Source organism: Streptomyces sp. PA03-1a, from assembly GCF_033792805.1.
Lineage (GTDB): Bacteria > Actinomycetota > Actinomycetes > Streptomycetales > Streptomycetaceae > Actinacidiphila.
Genome location: NZ_JARAVO010000202.1, coordinates 1 through 17744, shown reverse-complemented (window position 1 = coordinate 17744; position 17744 = coordinate 1). Strand labels below are relative to the sequence as shown.

Annotated in this window: 16 protein-coding genes and 1 pseudogene; 13 read left to right on the top strand and 4 right to left on the bottom strand. The window is 71.1% G+C overall.

The window, feature by feature from the left end; translation table 11 throughout:
- Positions 1-309: 309 nt before the first annotated feature.
- The 3 genes from PV341_RS34040 (at position 310) to PV341_RS34030 (ending at position 4716) form a co-directional block, all read left to right on the top strand.
- Positions 310-1518, top strand: a complete 1209-nt coding sequence (locus tag PV341_RS34040) for a HupE/UreJ family protein (protein ID WP_500359863.1) — start codon at positions 310-312, stop codon at positions 1516-1518.
- 130 nt (positions 1519-1648) lie between these two features.
- A complete protein-coding gene (locus PV341_RS34035; RefSeq protein ID WP_500359862.1) occupies positions 1649-3574 on the top strand; it encodes a purple acid phosphatase family protein in 1926 nt (641 codons plus the stop codon).
- 71 nt (positions 3575-3645) lie between these two features.
- On the top strand, positions 3646-4716 hold the full coding sequence (locus tag PV341_RS34030) for a COG1470 family protein (RefSeq protein ID WP_500322152.1): 1071 nt from the start codon (positions 3646-3648) through the stop codon (positions 4714-4716).
- Positions 4717-4879: 163 nt separating this feature from the next.
- Here PV341_RS34030 and PV341_RS34025 read toward each other — a convergent pair whose 3' ends face one another.
- Positions 4880-5395: a VOC family protein gene (locus PV341_RS34025; protein WP_500322154.1), complete on the bottom strand. Its 516-nt coding sequence runs from the start codon at positions 5393-5395 to the stop codon at positions 4880-4882.
- A gap of 281 nt (positions 5396-5676) precedes the next feature.
- Between PV341_RS34025 and PV341_RS34020 the strand changes: the two genes are divergently transcribed.
- From PV341_RS34020 to PV341_RS34000, 5 genes are all read left to right on the top strand, one after another.
- Entirely contained in the window at positions 5677-7851 is a 2175-nt protein-coding gene (locus PV341_RS34020) for a phosphocholine-specific phospholipase C (RefSeq protein ID WP_500359860.1), read from the top strand.
- Between the two features lie 703 nt (positions 7852-8554).
- A complete protein-coding gene (locus PV341_RS34015) occupies positions 8555-8842 on the top strand; it encodes a hypothetical protein (RefSeq protein WP_500322157.1) in 288 nt (95 codons plus the stop codon).
- 186 nt (positions 8843-9028) lie between these two features.
- Complete coding sequence (locus tag PV341_RS34010; RefSeq protein ID WP_500359859.1) at positions 9029-9433, top strand: RidA family protein; 405 nt, start codon at positions 9029-9031, stop codon at positions 9431-9433.
- Between the two features lie 33 nt (positions 9434-9466).
- Positions 9467-10420 (top strand): RNA polymerase sigma factor SigJ, encoded by a 954-nt coding sequence (sigJ, locus tag PV341_RS34005; protein WP_500322159.1) that lies wholly within the window; start codon positions 9467-9469, stop codon positions 10418-10420.
- A 98-nt stretch (positions 10421-10518) separates the two neighbouring features.
- Positions 10519-11715 (top strand): NAD(P)/FAD-dependent oxidoreductase, encoded by a 1197-nt coding sequence (locus tag PV341_RS34000; protein ID WP_500322160.1) that lies wholly within the window; start codon positions 10519-10521, stop codon positions 11713-11715.
- Positions 11716-11791: 76 nt separating this feature from the next.
- On the opposite strand, the gene PV341_RS33995 is transcribed toward PV341_RS34000, so the two are convergent.
- Positions 11792-12112, bottom strand: a complete 321-nt coding sequence (locus PV341_RS33995) for a hypothetical protein (protein ID WP_500322162.1) — start codon at positions 12110-12112, stop codon at positions 11792-11794.
- Positions 12113-12244: 132 nt separating this feature from the next.
- Positions 12245-13255 (bottom strand): DUF1259 domain-containing protein, encoded by a 1011-nt coding sequence (locus PV341_RS33990; protein ID WP_500359858.1) that lies wholly within the window; start codon positions 13253-13255, stop codon positions 12245-12247.
- 308 nt (positions 13256-13563) lie between these two features.
- Here PV341_RS33990 and PV341_RS33985 point away from each other — a divergent pair, with 308 nt between their 5' ends.
- The 3 genes from PV341_RS33985 to PV341_RS33975 all read left to right on the top strand — a co-directional run bounded on the left by PV341_RS33985 (position 13564) and on the right by PV341_RS33975 (position 15663).
- Positions 13564-14352, top strand: coding sequence for an aminoglycoside phosphotransferase (locus PV341_RS33985; RefSeq protein WP_500359856.1), 789 nt, complete (start codon positions 13564-13566; stop codon positions 14350-14352).
- A 258-nt stretch (positions 14353-14610) separates the two neighbouring features.
- Entirely contained in the window at positions 14611-14931 is a 321-nt protein-coding gene (locus PV341_RS33980) for a hypothetical protein (RefSeq protein ID WP_500322165.1), read from the top strand.
- Positions 14932-15189: 258 nt separating this feature from the next.
- Positions 15190-15663, top strand: a complete 474-nt coding sequence (locus PV341_RS33975) for a VOC family protein (protein ID WP_500322166.1) — start codon at positions 15190-15192, stop codon at positions 15661-15663.
- A gap of 225 nt (positions 15664-15888) precedes the next feature.
- Here PV341_RS33975 and PV341_RS33970 read toward each other — a convergent pair.
- Positions 15889-16095, bottom strand: a pseudogene (locus PV341_RS33970) (Imm51 family immunity protein); the annotation flags it as partial.
- A 405-nt stretch (positions 16096-16500) separates the two neighbouring features.
- Here PV341_RS33970 and PV341_RS33965 point away from each other — a divergent pair.
- Together PV341_RS33965 and PV341_RS33960 are read left to right on the top strand one after the other, a co-directional pair.
- Positions 16501-16728 carry a hypothetical protein gene (locus PV341_RS33965; protein ID WP_500359855.1) on the top strand — a complete coding sequence of 76 codons (228 nt, stop codon included), beginning with the start codon at positions 16501-16503 and terminating at the stop codon, positions 16726-16728.
- 603 nt (positions 16729-17331) lie between these two features.
- Complete coding sequence (locus tag PV341_RS33960) at positions 17332-17571, top strand: Imm21 family immunity protein (protein ID WP_500359853.1); 240 nt, start codon at positions 17332-17334, stop codon at positions 17569-17571.
- Positions 17572-17744 lie beyond the last annotated feature (173 nt).

The following is a 17744-nucleotide window of genomic DNA, read 5'->3' as shown; positions in this document are numbered from 1 at the left end:
CGACGAACCCGGGGCCCGGGGTGCCGACGGCGCTGGGGCTGGGGTGCGGGTGTGACCAGTCGTCGCCGGAGCCGCATCCGGTGAGCAGCGCGGCGGCCGCGGCCAGGGTGGCAGCGGCGCGAAGCGGGGGGCGCAAGGCGATCGACCTCCGGGTGGTGACAGGTGGTGCCGCCCCCATCCTGCAATCCCGTTCCCGTCGTCTCATCCGGGGGGGCGCCGTTGTCGAACTTGTTTTCTCACGATTCGCCGACCGGCCGGTTCCGGTTCACCCGTGACGTGCACGGTGCAGTGGCAACCTGAAGGAGCCACATGTCACATCGCGTCCGCCGCACCCTCGTCGGGATCACCGCGGCGGTGATCGCCTTCCTGGGTCTCGGGCAGCAGTCCGCGCTCGCGCACGGCTTCACCTCGACCGTGTACGTGGACGTCGCCCCGGCCGACGGAGGCCGCATACGGACCACGCTGCAGCTCGAGTACGACCTCTTCGTCGTGTCCGCCGCCGACTACCAGCACGACGACACCCTCTTCCGCGAAGGGACCGCCGCGTTCGACGCCGGCGACGCCACCGCCCAGGCCGCGGCGCTGGAGGCGCACGCGACGTCGGCCGTCGCGTACGCCACCGGGCGTTTCAGGGTGAGTTCCGACGGCAAGGCCTGCACCCCCGCCCAGGCCGGAGGCTTCACGATGGGCCGCCGGGAGGGCGTGCCGTACGCCACCCTCCGCCTGGACTGGAACTGCCCGCAGGGCGAGGACCGCGAGGTGCGCAGCGGGCTGTTCCCCGATTCCGAGGGCTACGTCAAGGGCACCAAGACGATCGTCACGTACGCGGTCGACGGCAGTTCCGGCAGTGCCGCGCTCGACGCCGAGCACCCGTCCTTCTCCATCGGCCAGTCCTGGTACGAGCGGTTCTGGGAGTTCTTCCGCCTCGGCGCCGAGCACCTGCTGACCGGGATCGACCACATCCTGTTCCTGCTCGCCCTGATCGCCGGATCGCGGCGGCCGCGCGAGATCGTGCTGGCGGCCACCAGCTTCACCCTGGCGCACTCGGTGACGTTCATGCTCGCCGCGCTGGGCGTGGTCGACGTGCCCGCGCGCATCGTCGAGCCCGTCATCGCGCTGTCGATCGCCGTGGTCGCCGGCTGGTACCTGTGGCGGATCTGGCGGCGCGGTGACCACGCGACCGACCTCGAGGCCGCCGGGCAGGGGCATTTCAGCCTGGACCGGGCCGGATGGACCCGCCTCGGCGTGGTGTTCTGCTTCGGCCTGGTGCACGGCCTCGGCTTCGCGGGCGCGCTGGGGATCGACGAGGCGTGGTCGTGGACCCTGCTGTGGTCCCTGCTGGTGTTCAACGTCGGCATCGAGGCCGTCCAGCTGGCCATCATTGCCGTCGTCTTCCCGCTGCTGCTGGTGCTGCGCCGCCGGTCGGCGCGGGCCGGGCTCTGGAGCACGGGCGCGATTTCCGCGGGGGTGTCCGTCATGGGGCTGGTGTGGTTCGTGCAACGAGTGTCCGGATTCTGAGACTACGTCCAGGACACGTGTGAAGTTCAACTATCTCGGGGCTCGCATTTATGTTCGCTTTACCTGCCGAGGTGAGCGTGGGGGTCTCCACTCGATGCACACGATTCGTGCACAGAAGGAAAAGACAAAAATGAGATCGAGCAACTCCTCGCGGACCTCCGGGTCCGCGCGGCGCCGTGTGGCCACCGGGGCCACCGCGGCGTTCCTCGGCCTGACGGTTGCCCTTGGCAACGGGCTGGTCACCTCGGCGTCCGCCGCCGACACCGCCACCCTCAGCGGCATCGTCCTCGGTGTCGGCGCCAACGAGGCCCAGCGCACCGTGACCTGGTACTCCTCCGCCGACACGGCGCAGCAGATCCAGCTCGCGCCGACCGCGCAGGTGGCCGACGGCCAGTTCCCGGCCGGTGCCGCCACCTTCGACGCCATCGGCGCGGCGAACATCGCCTCCAGCGGCGGCTACAACCGCCACGCGACGATCACCGGCCTGAAGGAGAACACCCAGTACTCCTACCGCGTCGGCAGCGAGGGCAACTGGTCCTCCACGTACTCCTTCAAGACGCAGGACTTCGAGGGCGAGTACGACTTCCTGTTCTACGGCGACCCGCAGATCGGCGCGTCCGGCAACCTGGCCGCCGACCAGGCCGGCTGGCAGGACACGGTCGACGTCTCGCTGCGGGCCAACCCGAACGCCGAGATCCTGGTGTCGGGCGGTGACCAGGTCGAGACGGCCAACACCGAGTCCCAGTGGAACTCCTTCCTCGCCCCCGACGGACTGCGCCAGTACCCGTGGGCCGCCACCATCGGCAACCACGACGTCGGCGGCAAGGCCTACGAGCAGCACTTCACCACCCCGAACACCGACCGCTCGGCCCCGTACTACGACAACGGGAACCCCGCGGGCACCAAGTCGGGCGGTGACTACTGGTACATCTACAAGGACGTGCTGTTCATCGACCTGAACAGCAACAGCTACAACTCCGCCAACGGCGGCGGTGACGCGGCGCACGTCAACTACGTGACCGACGTCATCAACAAGCACGGCAACGAGGCCAAGTGGAAGGTCCTCGTCTACCACCACGCGATCTACTCGCCGGCCTCGCACGCCAAGGACGGCGACAACAAGCAGCGTCGTCAGGACTTCCCGACCACGTTCTCCAAGCTCGGCGTGGACCTGGTCCTGCAGGGCCACGACCACAGCTACTCCCGCAGCTACCTGATCAAGAACGGTGAGAAGGAGAACCCGGCCGAGCAGCCTGGTGCCTCCGACGTGTACCCGGGTCCCGGCGGCGTCCTCTACGTGACGGCCAACTCCGCCTCGGGCTCGAAGTACTACGACATCACCAAGCCGGACAGCAGCGGCACCAGCGGCGCGGGCAACGGCGCCGACCCGCTGAACCCGGACAACTACTGGTACAACTCGGTCCAGAACCAGGAGCACGTCCGCACCTACGTCAAGGTCCAGGTGCGCAACGACAAGCTCGTCGTCGAGAACGTCCGCAGCGCCGCCAACGGCGCCGACCAGCCGGTCGGTTCGCACGTCGACGACGTCACGGTGCACCCGTACCACGGGGACAAGCAGGACCTGCAGGTCAACGTCCCCAACCCGGCTCCGGGTGAGTTCGGCTGGACGATCGACGGCTACAACGGCCTGGTGGACCTCGGTACCGCCAAGGAGCAGAACGGCGACCACTTCGTCGCGGGCGGCAAGATCAACCCGATCCTCGTCTCCGACAGCCGCCGTTCGCTCGCCCCGTGGTCGATCTCGGCCAACGTGGGCGACTTCAAGGACGCCGACAAGACGTTCTCCGGCTCCTACCTCGGCTGGACGCCGTACGTCCTGGACGGCGGCGCCGGTGCCGCGGCCGGTGACCCGGTGACCTCCGGTTACGACGACCACGGCCAGGGCCTGTCCGTCTCGCGTGGCCTCGGCTCCGCCGAGCAGGGCCACCCGCGGGGTTCCGCCAAGCTCGGCGCCGACCTGGATCTGAAGATCCCGGACAGCGTCGAGAAGGGCGGCTACCGCGCCACCCTCACGATCACTGCGCTGAGCAGCTGACCGTACCCGTTTGACGGCGGGGCAGGCACCGTCGGTGCCTGCCCCGCCTCCCGCTCCAGGAGAACCCCGACATGCACCCGTCCGCACCGCGCCGCACGACGCCCCTCGCCCGCACCGCCGTCCTGGTCCTGCTCGCGGCCCTCGCCCTCGTGGGCCTCCACGCCGGCCCCGCCCGTGCGGCCGACGGCGACGTCACCTGGACGGTCAGGACGGCCGCGAACGGGTTCGGCAACGACCGGTCCAGCTACAGCTACACCGCGAACCCCGGCGGACAGGTCAAGGACGCCATGGTCGTGGCCAACCGCAGCACCTCCGCGCTGCGGCTCGCGCTCTACGCCGCCGACGGCTACACCACCGACACCGGGCAGCTCGACCTGCTCACCAAGGACAAGAAGTCCGTCGGGATCGGCGCCTGGGTCCACGCCGACCGCGACAGCGTCGAGATCAAGCCCGGCAAGACCGCCGAGATCCCCTTCACCGTCACCGTTCCGGACAACGCCACCCCCGGCGACTACGTGGGCGGCATCCTGACCTCGCTCAAGCAGTCCGACGAGGCCCAGGGCATCAACGTGGACCGGCGCCTGGGCATCCGGGTCAAGCTGCGGGTCAGCGGGGAGCTCAAGCCGAAGCTCGCCGTCGAGGACCTCCACCTCGACTACGACGGCCCGGCCGGCCCCTTCGCCTCGGGCGACGCCACCGTCACGTACACGATCCACAACACCGGCAACGCGATGCTGTCGGCCCGCCAGTCCGTCTCGGTGGCCGGCCCGTTCGGATGGCTGCGGGCGAAGGCCGGCGACATCCCCGCGCCGCCGGAGCTGCTCCCCGGCGAGAGCTGGAAGGTGAAGGTGCCCGTCCACGGCGTCGCACCCGCCGTCCGCCTCACCGCGACCGCCACCCTCACCCCGATGCTCACCGACGCGTCGGGCTCGATCACCCCGCTGGACCCGGTCGAGGCCACCGCCCACGGCTGGGCCGTGCCCTGGGTGCTGGTCCTGCTGATCGTCCTCCTCGCCGCGGCCGTCGCCGCCGCGATCGTCCTCACCCGCCGCGGCCGCACGCGGCGCAAGCAGCGCGAGGACACCCGCGTCCGGGACGCCGTGGAGAAGGCGCTCCGCGACAAGGAGACGCAGAAGGGCTGACCCCGGGCCGTCAGTCCGCGAGGACGGCGGGGCCCCGGGGCCATGAGGCCTCCCGCCCCGCCGCCAGGACCCGAAGACGCGCCGGAGCCGGGCCGACGGCCGCCGGGTGGTCTTCCGCCCGTTCGATCGACGCCCGGCACCCGTGCGGGAGGGGCCCGCCGCGTCAGAGGATGTACTCCCCGAGCGCGTAGCCCTTCCGCTCCGTGATGAGCTCGATCCTGAGCCCGTTGGGGTCGGCCAGGAACATGCTGTCCGCGACCTCGGTGGGGAAGGACGCGTACGGCAGGCCCCGCTCGTCGAGGCGGGCCTTGACCATGTCGTAGGCCTCCTGCGTGACCGCGAGGGCGACGTGGTGGCCGCCGCCCACCGTCTCCGCGTAGTCGGGGTGGGGGTGGCCCGGGAAGTCGAAGAAGGCGAGCATGTTCTCGCCGCCCATGTCGAAGAAGAAGTGGGTCGATCCGCGGTAGTCGCGGTTCTCGATCAGGTCCACCAGCGGAAGCCCCAGTACGTCCCGGTAGAAGAGGATGGTCTCCTCGACGTCCCGGGCGATGAACGCGGCGTGGTGGACCCCCTGGGTGGTGGGTGCCGGGCGTTCCTCGGCCGGGAGGAGATAACGGTCCCTCAGTTCCGCCTGGCGCTCCAGGATCGCCTGCAGCTCCTCGCCGTGCGGCTGTGCCATGGTCGTGACTCCTCATCCTGGGGGCGGCGCGGACGGGCCCCGGGGCGACGGTATTGGGCCCGCCCTGCTCCCATCATCGCTTGACGTGTCAAGCAAACATAGAGGCATTTATTTGACACGTCAAGGATTCGGGAAGGGGTCCCGGCTTCCGGCAGGCCGAGCGGCAGGGGGGCGGGCGCCTCGGCCCGTCCATGTCCGCGCCCGGTTCCCGACACCTGTGGGCAAGGACGCAGGATCAAGGTCTCCAGGTAGTTGTATCTCCCAACCGGAGGTTTTGAGCCATGTCCTCAGTGTCCCGGAGAGACTTCCTCGGCACCGCCGCGACCGTCGCCGGCGCGGCCGCCATCGGCGCCACGCTGCCCGGCGTGAGCGCCGCCGCGACCCCCGCCCAGGCCGGGCCCGTCCCGCGCGGCCACGGCCACGGCCACGCGCACGGCGACATCCGCGACATCAAGCACGTCGTCGTGATCATGCAGGAGAACCGCAGTTTCGACCACTACTTCGGTGCCCTCAGGGGCGTACGCGGCTTCGGCGACCGCGCGACGATCCAGCTGCCCGGCGGCGGCTCCGTGTGGCAGCAGCCCAAGACGCCGACGGAGGGCGCCGAGACCCAGTACCCGTGGCGGCTGAGCGGCGCGAAGTCCTGGAGCGGCCCGACCCCGCCGAGCGCCGAGCTCGGCGCCGCCAACTACGGCGGCACCAGCCACGGCTGGACCGACCAGCACGGCGCCTGGTACGGCGGCCTCATGAACGGCTGGTACTACGCCAAGGGCGGTCCCACCACCCTCGGCTACCTGGACCGCAAGGACCTGCCCTTCCACTACGCCCTCGCCGACACCTACACCGTCGGCGACGCCTACCACTGCTCCGTGCTCAGCGCGACCGGCCCGAACCGCACCTACCTGTGGGGCGGCACCATCAACGCCGACAAGAAGCACGGCGACTTCACCGCCAACGACGGCGGCGACGAGCGTGGCAGGTTCCTGCCCTGGGAGTCCTACGCCGAGACGCTCCAGGAGGCCGGCGTCAGCTGGCGCGTCTACCAGTGCGCCGACGACTACGGCGACAACGGGCTGGAGTACTTCGGCACCTTCGCCAGGCTCGACCCCACCCAGGGAGGTCAGGCCGCCCCCGGCAACGTCTATTACGACAACGGCGTCAAGGACGTCCCCGAGCCGGTCACCGGCCTCGCGGGCAACGCCGACAACATCAGCGCCGCGATCCGCGCGGACGTGCTGGGCGGCACGCTGCCGCAGGTCAGCTGGGTCGTCAACAACCAGTTCTTCTCCGAGCACCCGGTCACCGCGCCCAGCAACGGCGGGTACTTCCTGCGCGGCGTCCTGGAGGCCCTCCACGCCGACCCGGACGTCTTCGACTCGACGCTGGTGATCGTCAACTACGACGAGAACGACGGCCAGTTCGACCACGTCCCGCCGCCCGTCCCCGCCCCCGGGGAGGCCGACGAGTTCGTCTCCGGCACCATGGGCCAGTACGGCGTCACCGAGCCCCTCCCGGTCGGCCTCGGCTTCCGCGTGCCGCTGCTGCTCATCTCGCCCTGGACCCGCGGCGGCTGGGTGACCTCGGAGGTCTCCGACCACACCTCGGTCATCCAGTTCCTGGAGAAGTGGACCACCGCCCTCGGCACGCCTGCCATCTGCCCCAACATCAGCGACTGGCGGCGCGAGGTGTGCGGCGACCTCACCAGCGCCCTCGACTTCGCCTCCCCCGTCTACGGGCTGCCCCACCTGCCCGACACCGGTCCGCTCGTCCCCGAGACCCGGTACACCCCGCTGCCCGGCGACAACGCGATGCCCACGCAGGAGAAGGGCACCAAGCGGGCCCGCCCGCTGCCGTACCAGCCCAGCGCCAACCTGACCGGCTTCGCCGACGGCGCGGTCGAGCTGGAGCTCGGCAACGAGGCCCCCTTCGCCACCAAGGCGAGCCACTTCTCCGTCCACAACAACCTCGGCGGGTTCCCCTCGCTGGCCGCGTACCCGGCCGCGTTCCCCGGCCAGTACACCGTCCCCGCGGGCGCGAGGGTCACCGGCACCGGCCCCGTCGGCTCCACCGCCGGCGACACCGCCTACGACCTGACGGTCACGGGCCCCAACCGGTTCCTGCGCCGCTTCACCGGCGACACCGCCGGCGCCGGCAAGGACCTCGTCGTCGAGGCCCGCTACCACGACGGCAGGGCGACCGCCCACCCGAAGCTCAAGCTGTGGCTGCGCAACGACGGCCGCAAGCCGGTGACGTTCACCGTCACGCACAACCACTACATCCACGGCGCCCCCACGAAGGTGCGGGTCGCCCCGCACGGCAAGGAGGCGTGGACGGTCAACCCGCTGGAGGTCAGCGACGGCTGGTACGACGTCACCGTCACGGCCGACTGCGACCGCACCTGGTCGCAGCGCTTCACCGGCCACCTGGAGACCGGCCGGGCCAGCGTCACCGGCTGACCTGACCTGACCTGACCTGACCTGACCTGACCTGAACGGCCGGGGACGGGCGACCGCCGTCGCCCGTCCCCGGCCGCGGCCGCGTCCGTGCCCGGCGTCCCGGCCGCGGTCAGATGACGGTGAGCGTCAGGACAGCCGTGTAGGTGCCGGGTGGCGTGCCCGTCGGCGCGTCGAGGTCCAGCCGGGCCCCCACGTCGGCGGCGCCGGGGCCGGCCCCGGTGGACGTCCTCCCGTTGCGCGGGACCGGAGAAGCGGGTATGGCCCTTCCGGACGGCCCCTCCTGGACGCTGCGCGAGGAGGCGGACCCGGCGATCGTGTGACGCGGCCGGGCGCGGTCCGGACCGCCGGCGACGGAGGGTGACCGTGACCCCCGGGTCCTGGCCAAGGGCCGCCGGTGGGTGAACGCCCGCCCCCGGCGCCCGGAAGATTTCCCACAGCGCCCTCGCATAGCCCCTGACCTGCGAAGAAGCGCCCGCCGCGGCGCTGCGCCGCGGCGCTTTCTTTTGACTACGGGCCCCACCCGTGTCACGGTCATGTCCTCGGCGTTTGCCGCCTTGCATCACGGCGTCCCTGCCCGGTGAGCGAGAACGCGTGGGTCACGTGGCCCTCGTCCTACCGGCTCCAGGCACACGAAGCCGGTTCGACGACGGTCGGAAATGGCACGGCCGTTGTCCACCAATCTTCACGTACGAAGGAGATTGACATGCGTGCAAACATCACCGTCCGCCGGACTGTCGCCGCAGCGCTGGCGGCACCGTTGCTCGCCGTCGTCGCGGCGGGCACCGCCGACGCGGCACCACAGATCACGACCTCAGCCCTCCAGACGGCCCCGACCAGCTACGTCCAGGGCGGCGGTGGCTTCGGCGGCATCGGCGGCTTCCGCGGCAACGGGTTCTACGGCAACAACTTCTACGGCGGTTTCGTCCCCGTCGTCGTCGTCCCCGTGGCCGTCCCCGTCGGCGGCTTCGGCGGGTACTTCCCGTTCCGCTGAGGGCTCCCCGCCCCACCGACCGCGGCACACCCCGACCGGCCGGAAGTCCCGTGGCGAACCGCCGCGGGACTTCCGGCCGGCGGGCCGCCCTCGCCCCGCTCCTGTCACACCCCCACGACGGCTCCGGTCTCAGCTGTCGGCCCCCGTCCACGCGGGGCCGGTCCAGTCGACGACGAGGAGAGCACCGTGACCGTCCGGTCCAGGGAATTCAACTTCGGCATGCCGTGGGAATCGCTCTACGGGTACAGCCAGGCCGTACAGGCCGGCGACACGCTCTACATCTCGGGGCAGTTGTCCCACGACAGCGCCGGAACCTTCATCGGGACCGGCGACTTCGAGCTCCAGATGAGCACGACCCTCGACAACCTCGACCGCGTGCTGGAGCACTTCGGCGCCGGCCGCGACCAGATCGTCGAGACCACCGTCCTGGTCAGGGGCCTGCGCGACCACTTCGACACCGCCGCCCGCCTGCACGCCGCCTACTGCGGCGACCACCGCCCCACCAGCACCGTCATGGGCGTGTCCGACCTGGCCCTGCCCGACCAGCTCGTGGAGATCGGCGCGGTCGTCCGCCTCGACATCACCCACTGACCGGACACCGGACGCGGGGCTAGGATCCGGGCCATGGCCCTGACCCTGCACGACGTGGACCGGTTCGAGGCCTCCAGGCCGCGCCTGGAGGCCGTCGCCTACCGGCTCCTCGGCTCCGCGAGCGAGGCCGAGGACGCCGTGCAGGAGACCTTCCTGCGCTGGCAGGCCGTCGACGTCGACCGCATCGACGTCCCCGAGGCGTGGCTGACCAAGGTGCTCACCAACCTGTGCCTCAACCAGCTGACCTCGGCCCGGGCCCGGCGCGAGACCTACGTGGGCCAGTGGCTCCCCGAACCGCTGCTCGCCGGTGACCCGATGCTCGGCCCGGCCGACACCGCCGAACAGCGCGAATCCGTCTCGTACGCGGTCCTCGTCCTGCTGGAGCGCCTCAGCCCCAACGAGCGCGCGGTGTACGTGCTGCGGGAGGCCTTCGACTACCCGCACCGCGAGATCGCCGGGATCCTCGACATCACCGAGGCCGCCAGCCAGCAGATCCACCACCGCGCCAGGAAGCACATCGCGGACGGCAAGGCCCGCAAGGCCGGTACCGAGGTCGACGAGGCGGCCACCCGGCGGGTCGTCGAGGAGTTCCTTGCGGCCGCCACCAGCGGCCGGACCGAGCCGCTCGTGCGGCTGCTCACCCAGGACGTCGTCGCGGTCGGCGACGGCGGCGGGAAGGTCCCGGCCCGCGCGAAGGCGTTCGAAGGAGCGCTCGCCGTCGCGAAGTTCCTGCGGGGCCTGTTCAAGCCCGGCACGGCCAAGCGTGCCCTGGTCGGCGGCTCGGCCGAGATCCACGCGACGACCGCCAACGGCGGCCCCGCCCTCGTGGCGGTCGTCGACGGCCGGGTCGTCGGCGTCATGTGCCTGGAGGTCACCGCCGAGGGCATCGCCGCCGTACGCAACCAGGTCAACCCCGACAAGCTCCGGCGCGCGACCGGGCGATGGGCGGCCGGCGACCACGGGGAACCTCTGCTCCACGCCTTCTGACCCCGGTGTGACGTGCTTCACATCGCGTTCCTGTCAGGAAACGGCGGCCCGCCCGGTTCAAGGGGCGAACCCGCTGGAGAGAAGACAGGAGCCAGGACATGCAGCACCGCATCGTCGTCCTCGGAGCCGGATACACCGGAGCCAGCGCCGCCGGGCGCCTCGCCAGGCGGCTGCACCGCGAGGACGTCGCCATCACCCTCGTCAACGCGGAGCCCGACTTCGTCGAGCGCGTCCGGATGCACCAGCTCGCGACCGGCCAGGACCTCACCACCCGGCCCCTCGGCGAGATGTTCGCGGGCACCGGCGTCGAACTGAAGGCGGCGAAGGTCACCGGCATCGACCCCGACCGCAGGACCGTCGCCGTCCACGGCGCGGACGGCGCCGGGGAACTGACCTACGACACCCTCGTCTACGCCCTCGGCAGCGGCTGGAAGGACCAGGGCGTCCCCGGCGCCGCCGAGCACGCCCACGAGATCGCCGGCCGCCCCGGGGCACTGCGGGTGCGCGAGCGCCTGGCCGCCCTGGACGCCGGACGGCCCGTGCTCGTGGTCGGCGGCGGCCTCACCGGCCTGGAGGCCGCGACCGAGATCGCCGAGGCCCGCCCGGACCTCGCCGTCGCCCTCGCCGCCCACGGCGGCCTCGGCGACTGGCTCTCCGGCAAGGGCGCCCGGCACCTGCGCAAGGTCGTCGACCGGCTCGGCATCACCGTGCACGAGCACACCACCGTCACCGCCGTGGCGGCCGACCACGTCACCACCGCCGACGGCACCTCCATCCCGGCCGCGGTCACCGTGTGGACCACCGGCTTCGCCGTCCACCCGATCGCCGGGGCCACCACCCTGGAGACGACCGGCACCGGCCGGATCGTGGTCGACGGCACCATGCGCTCGGTCTCCCACCCGGACGTCTACGCCATCGGCGACGCCGCCCTGGCGATGGGCCCCGGCGACAAGCCGCTGCGGATGTCGTGCGCCTCGGGCATCCCCACCGCCTGGCAGGCCGCCGACGCCATCGCGGCCCGCCTGACCGGCGGCAAGCTCCCCAACACCCCACTGCGGTACTTCAACCAGTGCATCTCGCTCGGCCGCAAGGAGGGCCTGATCCAGTACGTCACCGCCGACGACCGTGCGGTCAGCGCGGCCCTGACCGGACGGCTCGCCGCCCTCTACAAGGAACTGGTCTGCAAGGGCGCCGCCTGGGGCGTCGCCAACCCGACGATGGGCCTCCCCACCCGCCGTCGCCGCGTCATCCCCCGGCCCGCCCCGTCCGGACCCGCGGTCCGGACGCCTGCCTGACCCGCACCGCACGCGCCGTCCCGCCGCGGGGGAGCCGCCCCGCGGCGGGACTGCGGGGCTGCGTGCGGCCGGCGGATCAGGAGTTGGCGATCAGCGCCGCCGTCGGCAGCAACGTGCCCAGGACGCTGAGCAGCCAGTAGGTGCGTGCGGACAGCGCCGTCCGGACGGCGAGGGGCCGGTTGGCCACCCACCAGAGCACGGCGTAGAGGAGCACGACGGGCCCGAAGAGCAGCAGCCCGGGCAGGATGCCGTCGTTCTCCGTCGGCTCCCGCACGGTCAGACCCAGGTCGGCGAGCGGCCAGTTCGCGGCGAGGTACCAGAGCATCCACATCGGCACCACTCCCGGGATCCCCAGCAGCAGATTCACGCCCAGGGCGGTGTACCACCGTCTGGTCATCCCCGTCGCCCCTCCCCGTGATCGTCCGTGGAGACGGTACAACGAAGGCGGGCGGAGCCGACCGCCGCAGCCGCAACGGACTTCCCGCGCGGAGCGGCGGTCGGGCCTCCCGTACCCGCTGCCGGCCGGGCGTCAGCCGATCTCCACCGCCATCCCCTTGACGTTGGTGGCGTCCAACGCCTTCCGGATCCCCTTGGCGAGCTTGACCGCGTCACCGACGGCCCAGAAGTGGACGAAGAAGAGCCGCGGTTCGTCCGTCAGCCCGTGGTTGTGCAGCTCCACGAGTTGGCACCCGGCACGCCTGAGGGCCGCCAGGACGTCCTGGACCTCGCTGGCGATCATGGCGCAGTCGCCGCTGACCGCGGCGCGGCCGTTGCCCAGCGGCTGGTAGTTGATCGCACTGGTGGATCCGAGGCCCGGCGGCAGGACCATACCGGCGTCGGTGATGGTCTCCCGGCGCACGAAGGTGTTCTTGTAGACCCCGTCGTCGATGCCGCCCTTGATGCCCATCACCTTGTCGATGGTGGCGACGTCCATGTCGAGCTTGCGCGGCACGGTGTGGTCCGGCCGCCCCGGCGGCGGGGCGCCGGTCCGGTCGAGCGCCGCACGCAGTCCCGTGGCGATGGCCACGGGGTCCTTGCCGTGCGCGTGGACGTGGACCCACCAGATCTCCGGGTCCTGCGAGAGCAGGTGCTTGTGGATCGCCGTCTGCTCGATCTTGCGCTCGTGCAGCACGTCGGCGAACGACTGCATCTCCTTCTCGGTGACCACCACGTCGCCCATCAGCAGCGTGTTCCCGTCGGCGTAGCGGACGAAGGACACGTGCGAGCCCAGGGCGAGCCCCGGTTTGACGGTGACGCCCTGCGAGACCACCTTGAGGTCCCGGCGCGGCAGACCCGTGTGGTACATGAACTCGCGCCTGATGTCGCCCGTCCGCCCGAGCGCGACGGACACGTCCTTCCAGTCCGTCAGAGCGGTGCGCACGGGCATGACCGACGGGTGGTTGTGCTGTTTCGACGTTCCGGTTGGCGCGCACGCGGAGATCGCCCCGCCCAGCATCGGCGCCAGAGTGGCCGCGGCGAGCAGATGCCGCCGTGACGCACCCGCCTGCGGGTGGGTGTCCTGCTGTCGGTCCTCACGCATCATGTGTGCCTCCTGACGGGATGGAAGCACGACGAGCCACGGACAGACCCCAGCACCGCCAGCACTGCGGCCAGGTGGGTGAAGCGCCCGTCGGCAAACGGGTGAGCAGGCCCGCCGACGGAGCCCGTACGCCCGCCCCGGCCACGCCTGGCGGCCCCCCAACTGCGCCACGACGCTCCGCATGCTCGGCCGGCCGGCGCAGTACAGCGGGCCCGGGCCAGCGAACCCTGCCACGGACCGTCACCGAGGGAAGCCGTGCCGTGTGCACGACGTGGCCCCCCTCCGGCCCGTTCTGGGACCCTCCGACCATGCCGACGCACCGCTTCACCGAGGTCCCCGCCGACGCCTTGGCCCTCATCGAGGAGCACACCGGGCCCGTGCTGGAAGCCGAGTCGGTCCCGACGGGCCTCAATTCGGAAGTCGCGGCCCGTATCCATACGGCGACGGGCGCCGTCTTCGTCAAGGGACTGAGGCTCGGGCATCCACGGGCCTGGACGCAGGAACGCGAAGCGGCCATCGCCCCGCACGTCACGCCGCTGGCTCCGGCCCTCCTCTGGCACACCCGGTGGGCGGGCTGGGACCTCCTCGGCTTCGAGGACCTCGACGGTCCCCACGCCGACTACGCCCCCGGCTCAGCCCACCTGGCTCTCGTCGCCGATGCGATGCGCACCCTCGCGGCCCTGCCGCTGCCCGACCTGCCGCTCAGGACCATGCCGGACCGCTTGCGGGCCCACGCCGGCGACGACGCCGGGCTGTTCACCGGGGACCGGCTGCTCCACACCGACTGGAACCCGCACCACGTCCTCATCGCCGGACGGGCCCGGCTCGTCGACTGGGCCTGGGCCGCCCGAGGCGCCGGGTGGATCGACCCCGCCCTGTGGGCCATCTGGCTCATCGCCTCTGGCCACTCTCCCGAGCAGGCCGAGCAGTTGTCGGCCGAGCACCCCGCGTTCCCCGCCGCCCCGGCACCCGGGCGCGACGCGTTCGCGCGAGCGCAGCACCGGCTCTGGGACGAGATCGCCGGCGACTCCCCGAACGAGTGGACGGCCACGATGCAGACCGCGGCCGCGGCGTGGCACCGGCACCGATGCGGCTGACCGAGCCGCGGTTGCCGTGCGCAGTGCCCAGGAACCGATGTGAACCCCCGCCGCCAGCAGCCGCGTTGATGTGACCGCGGCATGTCCCGGCCACCTCGCCGGCGGCATGAGGGTCCGTTCCTCCACCCGCCGCACGGGTCGGGCGGATCGGTCACCTGCCATGCCCGACTTCGCGGCACGCCGTCAGCAACCCCGATCAGCGCGGCCCTCGGCATTGGTGCGTTCACTGTCCGTCCTTCACCGGGCTGTCGCCCCGGGTTGCGGCGATCCGCGCGCGCCGGCAACATCGGCTGGACGGTCTCCGGCCAGGTCGGCGACTTCACCGGCCCGGCCGGAAGCACCATCGACGGGAGCAGCCTGACCTGGGCCCCCGCGATCGCCGACCGTGGCAATGTCCCGTCCATCACGCCGGGCGCCCCGGTCGTACCCGGCGACGGCAACGGGCTCAAGGAGTCCCGGACACTGGCCACCGGCATCGGCCCCGGCACCGCTGATGCCGGGGCCGGGCTCGACTTCGACGCACCGACCTCCACGCCCCCCGGCACGTACACGGCGGTCCTGACGCTGACCGTCATCTGATCCCCATGCGCACGAGAGCTGACGGCCGCCGGTGCGGTTCTCACCGCACGCCCACCGGGCATGCTCCGGGCGGTCGTCAGCCGGTGTCGGGCGTTGGCAGGTAGGGGGAGCCCCGGCCGTTCCAGTAGCTGATGGGCGAAGGTGTCCAAGCGGCCGCGTCTGCTGTTCGGGCAGCCGGCGAAGGTACACCGATGAGTTCCGCCGGCCAGGCCGGTCTCTCAGTACGCACGCCATCGAGCCACCGACTGGAGACCCACCATGACGAATCCCGCACACCCCGGCCGCATGCTGTTCGTGAACCTCCCCGTAGCGGACCTCGAACTCAGCAAGGCGTTCTTCGCCAAGCTCGGGTTCGGCTTCAACCCGCAGTTCACCGACGAGTCCGCAGCCTGCATGCTGGTCGGCGAGCAGGCCTTCGTCATGCTGCTCAGCCGCGGGAAGTTCGCGGAGTTCGCGAAACTGCCGATGGCCGACCCCACCACGCACACGCTGGCGTTGTACTGCTTCAGCGTGTCGTCCCGCGATGAGGTCGACACGGTCAGCGCCGCCGCACTCGCGGCGGGCGGCTCCGAGGCGGATGCCGCCGAGGACCACGGCTTCATGTACTCACGCAGCTTCTTCGACCTCGACGGCCATGGCTGGCAGGTCATGTGGATGGACCCGGCAGCGGCGGAGCAGGGTCCCGAGGCGTTCGCGGACTCCACCACCCAGGACGCCGCCACACCGGCCTGACCTGTGGATTTCCCACCGCCCGCTCCGGCACGACAGTGGCACGGCATCCGCGCTGGTGACCCTCTCGATGCGATCCATGGGCGGGACGTCCGTTGCGGTCTGCTCGACTGATCTCGTACCGCGGGAAATCCTTACCCCCACGAGATAGGGCCGGGAACGCTGACTTCTGCTGCAGCAACCGCTTCCGCGAGCGTGTGGAGGCGCCGGAGCGCGGGCATCCGTACCGCGGGCGCAGAACAGGCCCGCCTCCGAGTCGTAGTCGAAACGCCCTTCGAGCGCCGGCGCCTCGGTACTGACGAGCCACCGAGCCACACCTTCCCAGAAGTACCCGTTGGGCTCATGACCGAGCTCATCGACTACGCCGCCTACAGTCGCGGCTCCGGCGTCGAGCAAGAGCGAGTACTCACCAGGGGCAGGCTCAAACAGCCTCATCGGATCCAGGGGCGGAGCCTGACAGGTGTCCGCGCTCCACTGCAAAAAGTCGGGCGCCAGCTTCAGGGCGCGGGAGTGTCACGGCTGCGTCTCACTCCGCGAATAGAAACCGCGCTCTGAGCTTGGGAATCACCGGGCCGTCACGGAGGGGGTTGACGCTGACCAGCGCAAACGGCCTCTGGTGATTAATCGCGAGGCGTCGCGCTTGACTGCTCTTGACCGCTGGGATCCGCTCTTTCTGGCACGGATGTGGCACGGGCTTCCATCCGCTCTGACGGGTCGCGTCACCGACCCCGCACCCGACAACACTGTCACTCGAATGGCCCAACATGACGTGCCACCCATATGGGTGAAGATCAAGCTGGCTAGTGCCCCAACCGAGGCAATCTGTGAAAGGCGAACCAAATGCGCATTCGACGAATCCTCGCCACAGTCTTCGCCACGGCAGCCCTCGCCGGACTCGGCCTCACAGGCGCCGCCACCGCCACCGCCGGCAGCGTCACCCCGGCCAGCGTAACCCCGGACAGCGTCACCCCGGGTGAGTGCACGGACGGCGGCGGAACGATCGATCGGTCGACGCCCGTGCTCCCGACCTGCAGGGGCGGTATGTACGACGGGCAGACGGTCGACTAAACCCCACCAGGGCCCGTTGTGAAAGTGGATCGGCGCCCCGCAGCCACGCGTTGCGGGGCGCTCCCTCGCGAGCGTTCCCCCTCGGCTGACGGCTCAACGTACCTGGAGGCGTGACGATCGCACACGGGCCCGATGAGGTCGGCGGGAGCGGCTTTGGGCTGGAGTTGCCGTGGGGCGAGAGATCGGGGCCCGTACGCTGGTCGCGAAGCGGGCAGTCTCTGGACCTGCCCGCAATAGCCCGATGTGGGCCCCGATCTTCGAGGCTCGCCCCATGGTGGCTGCCCAAAGCCGTGGAGCCGACCGGGCCCAGCCACCGGCGGCTACCGTCCACCGCTCGGGTGTGCTCGCTACAGCCGCGCGGCCGGCGTAGCCGGGCCCGGAGCGGGGCGGAGACAAGAGCGTCGGGCCCGGCGGCGAGCCGGGGCCGCGCGCGGCGAGCGGAGCGAGCCGCCTTGATGAAGTAGGGAAAGTCTTACCGCGCTGCGTAGCCGTTGCTCGTGTCTTGCCTGGCTTGCGGGGATCACATGACCACTTTGGCGTTGAGGCATAGTTGGTCACGGTGCCCGCGACAGCGCTGTCGGTGGGCTGCGGCACACTGTGGGCATGAGCACCCCTTCGACTGCCGGAGGTGCCGACCTGTCTCCCCCCTCTCCAGTCTGGGTTGAGTCGTTGGGCGGCCCCTTGATTGTCGTTCCCGTCTCTGCGCTGCCTGCGTGGCGCGGCGCCACCGAGACCGGCGTACTTACTGGAGACGCGACCGCTCCAGACGACTACGACCGGGCATGTGCCGTGGACGACCTCGCAGGCGTGATCACCATTGGGGTCTGCTGCACGATCGGGTGACATCTGAACTGGCTTGCCCTGTGGGGCGGGTGGGAAGGATGTCGCTGTGCCCAAGCCCTATCCGGAAGAGTTCAGCCAAGACGTCGTGCGAGTCGCAAGGAACCGCGGCCCGGGTGTGACGGTCGAGCAGGTGGCCACCGACTTCGGAGTCCACCCGATGACGTTGTGGAAAT

Coding starts and splice junctions, on each gene's coding strand:
- PV341_RS34040 (WP_500359863.1), top strand. CDS start 310: ATGTCACATCGCGTCCGCCGCACCCTCGTCGGGATCACCGCGGCGGTG.
- PV341_RS34035 (WP_500359862.1), top strand. CDS start 1,649: ATGAGATCGAGCAACTCCTCGCGGACCTCCGGGTCCGCGCGGCGCCGT.
- PV341_RS34030 (WP_500322152.1), top strand. CDS start 3,646: ATGCACCCGTCCGCACCGCGCCGCACGACGCCCCTCGCCCGCACCGCC.
- PV341_RS34025 (WP_500322154.1), bottom strand. CDS start 5,395: ATGGCACAGCCGCACGGCGAGGAGCTGCAGGCGATCCTGGAGCGCCAG.
- PV341_RS34020 (WP_500359860.1), top strand. CDS start 5,677: ATGTCCTCAGTGTCCCGGAGAGACTTCCTCGGCACCGCCGCGACCGTC.
- PV341_RS34015 (WP_500322157.1), top strand. CDS start 8,555: ATGCGTGCAAACATCACCGTCCGCCGGACTGTCGCCGCAGCGCTGGCG.
- sigJ (WP_500322159.1), top strand. CDS start 9,467: ATGGCCCTGACCCTGCACGACGTGGACCGGTTCGAGGCCTCCAGGCCG.
- PV341_RS34000 (WP_500322160.1), top strand. CDS start 10,519: ATGCAGCACCGCATCGTCGTCCTCGGAGCCGGATACACCGGAGCCAGC.
- PV341_RS33995 (WP_500322162.1), bottom strand. CDS start 12,112: ATGACCAGACGGTGGTACACCGCCCTGGGCGTGAATCTGCTGCTGGGG.
- PV341_RS33990 (WP_500359858.1), bottom strand. CDS start 13,255: ATGCGTGAGGACCGACAGCAGGACACCCACCCGCAGGCGGGTGCGTCA.
- PV341_RS33985 (WP_500359856.1), top strand. CDS start 13,564: ATGCCGACGCACCGCTTCACCGAGGTCCCCGCCGACGCCTTGGCCCTC.
- PV341_RS33975 (WP_500322166.1), top strand. CDS start 15,190: ATGACGAATCCCGCACACCCCGGCCGCATGCTGTTCGTGAACCTCCCC.
- PV341_RS33965 (WP_500359855.1), top strand. CDS start 16,501: ATGCGCATTCGACGAATCCTCGCCACAGTCTTCGCCACGGCAGCCCTC.
- PV341_RS33960 (WP_500359853.1), top strand. CDS start 17,332: ATGAGCACCCCTTCGACTGCCGGAGGTGCCGACCTGTCTCCCCCCTCT.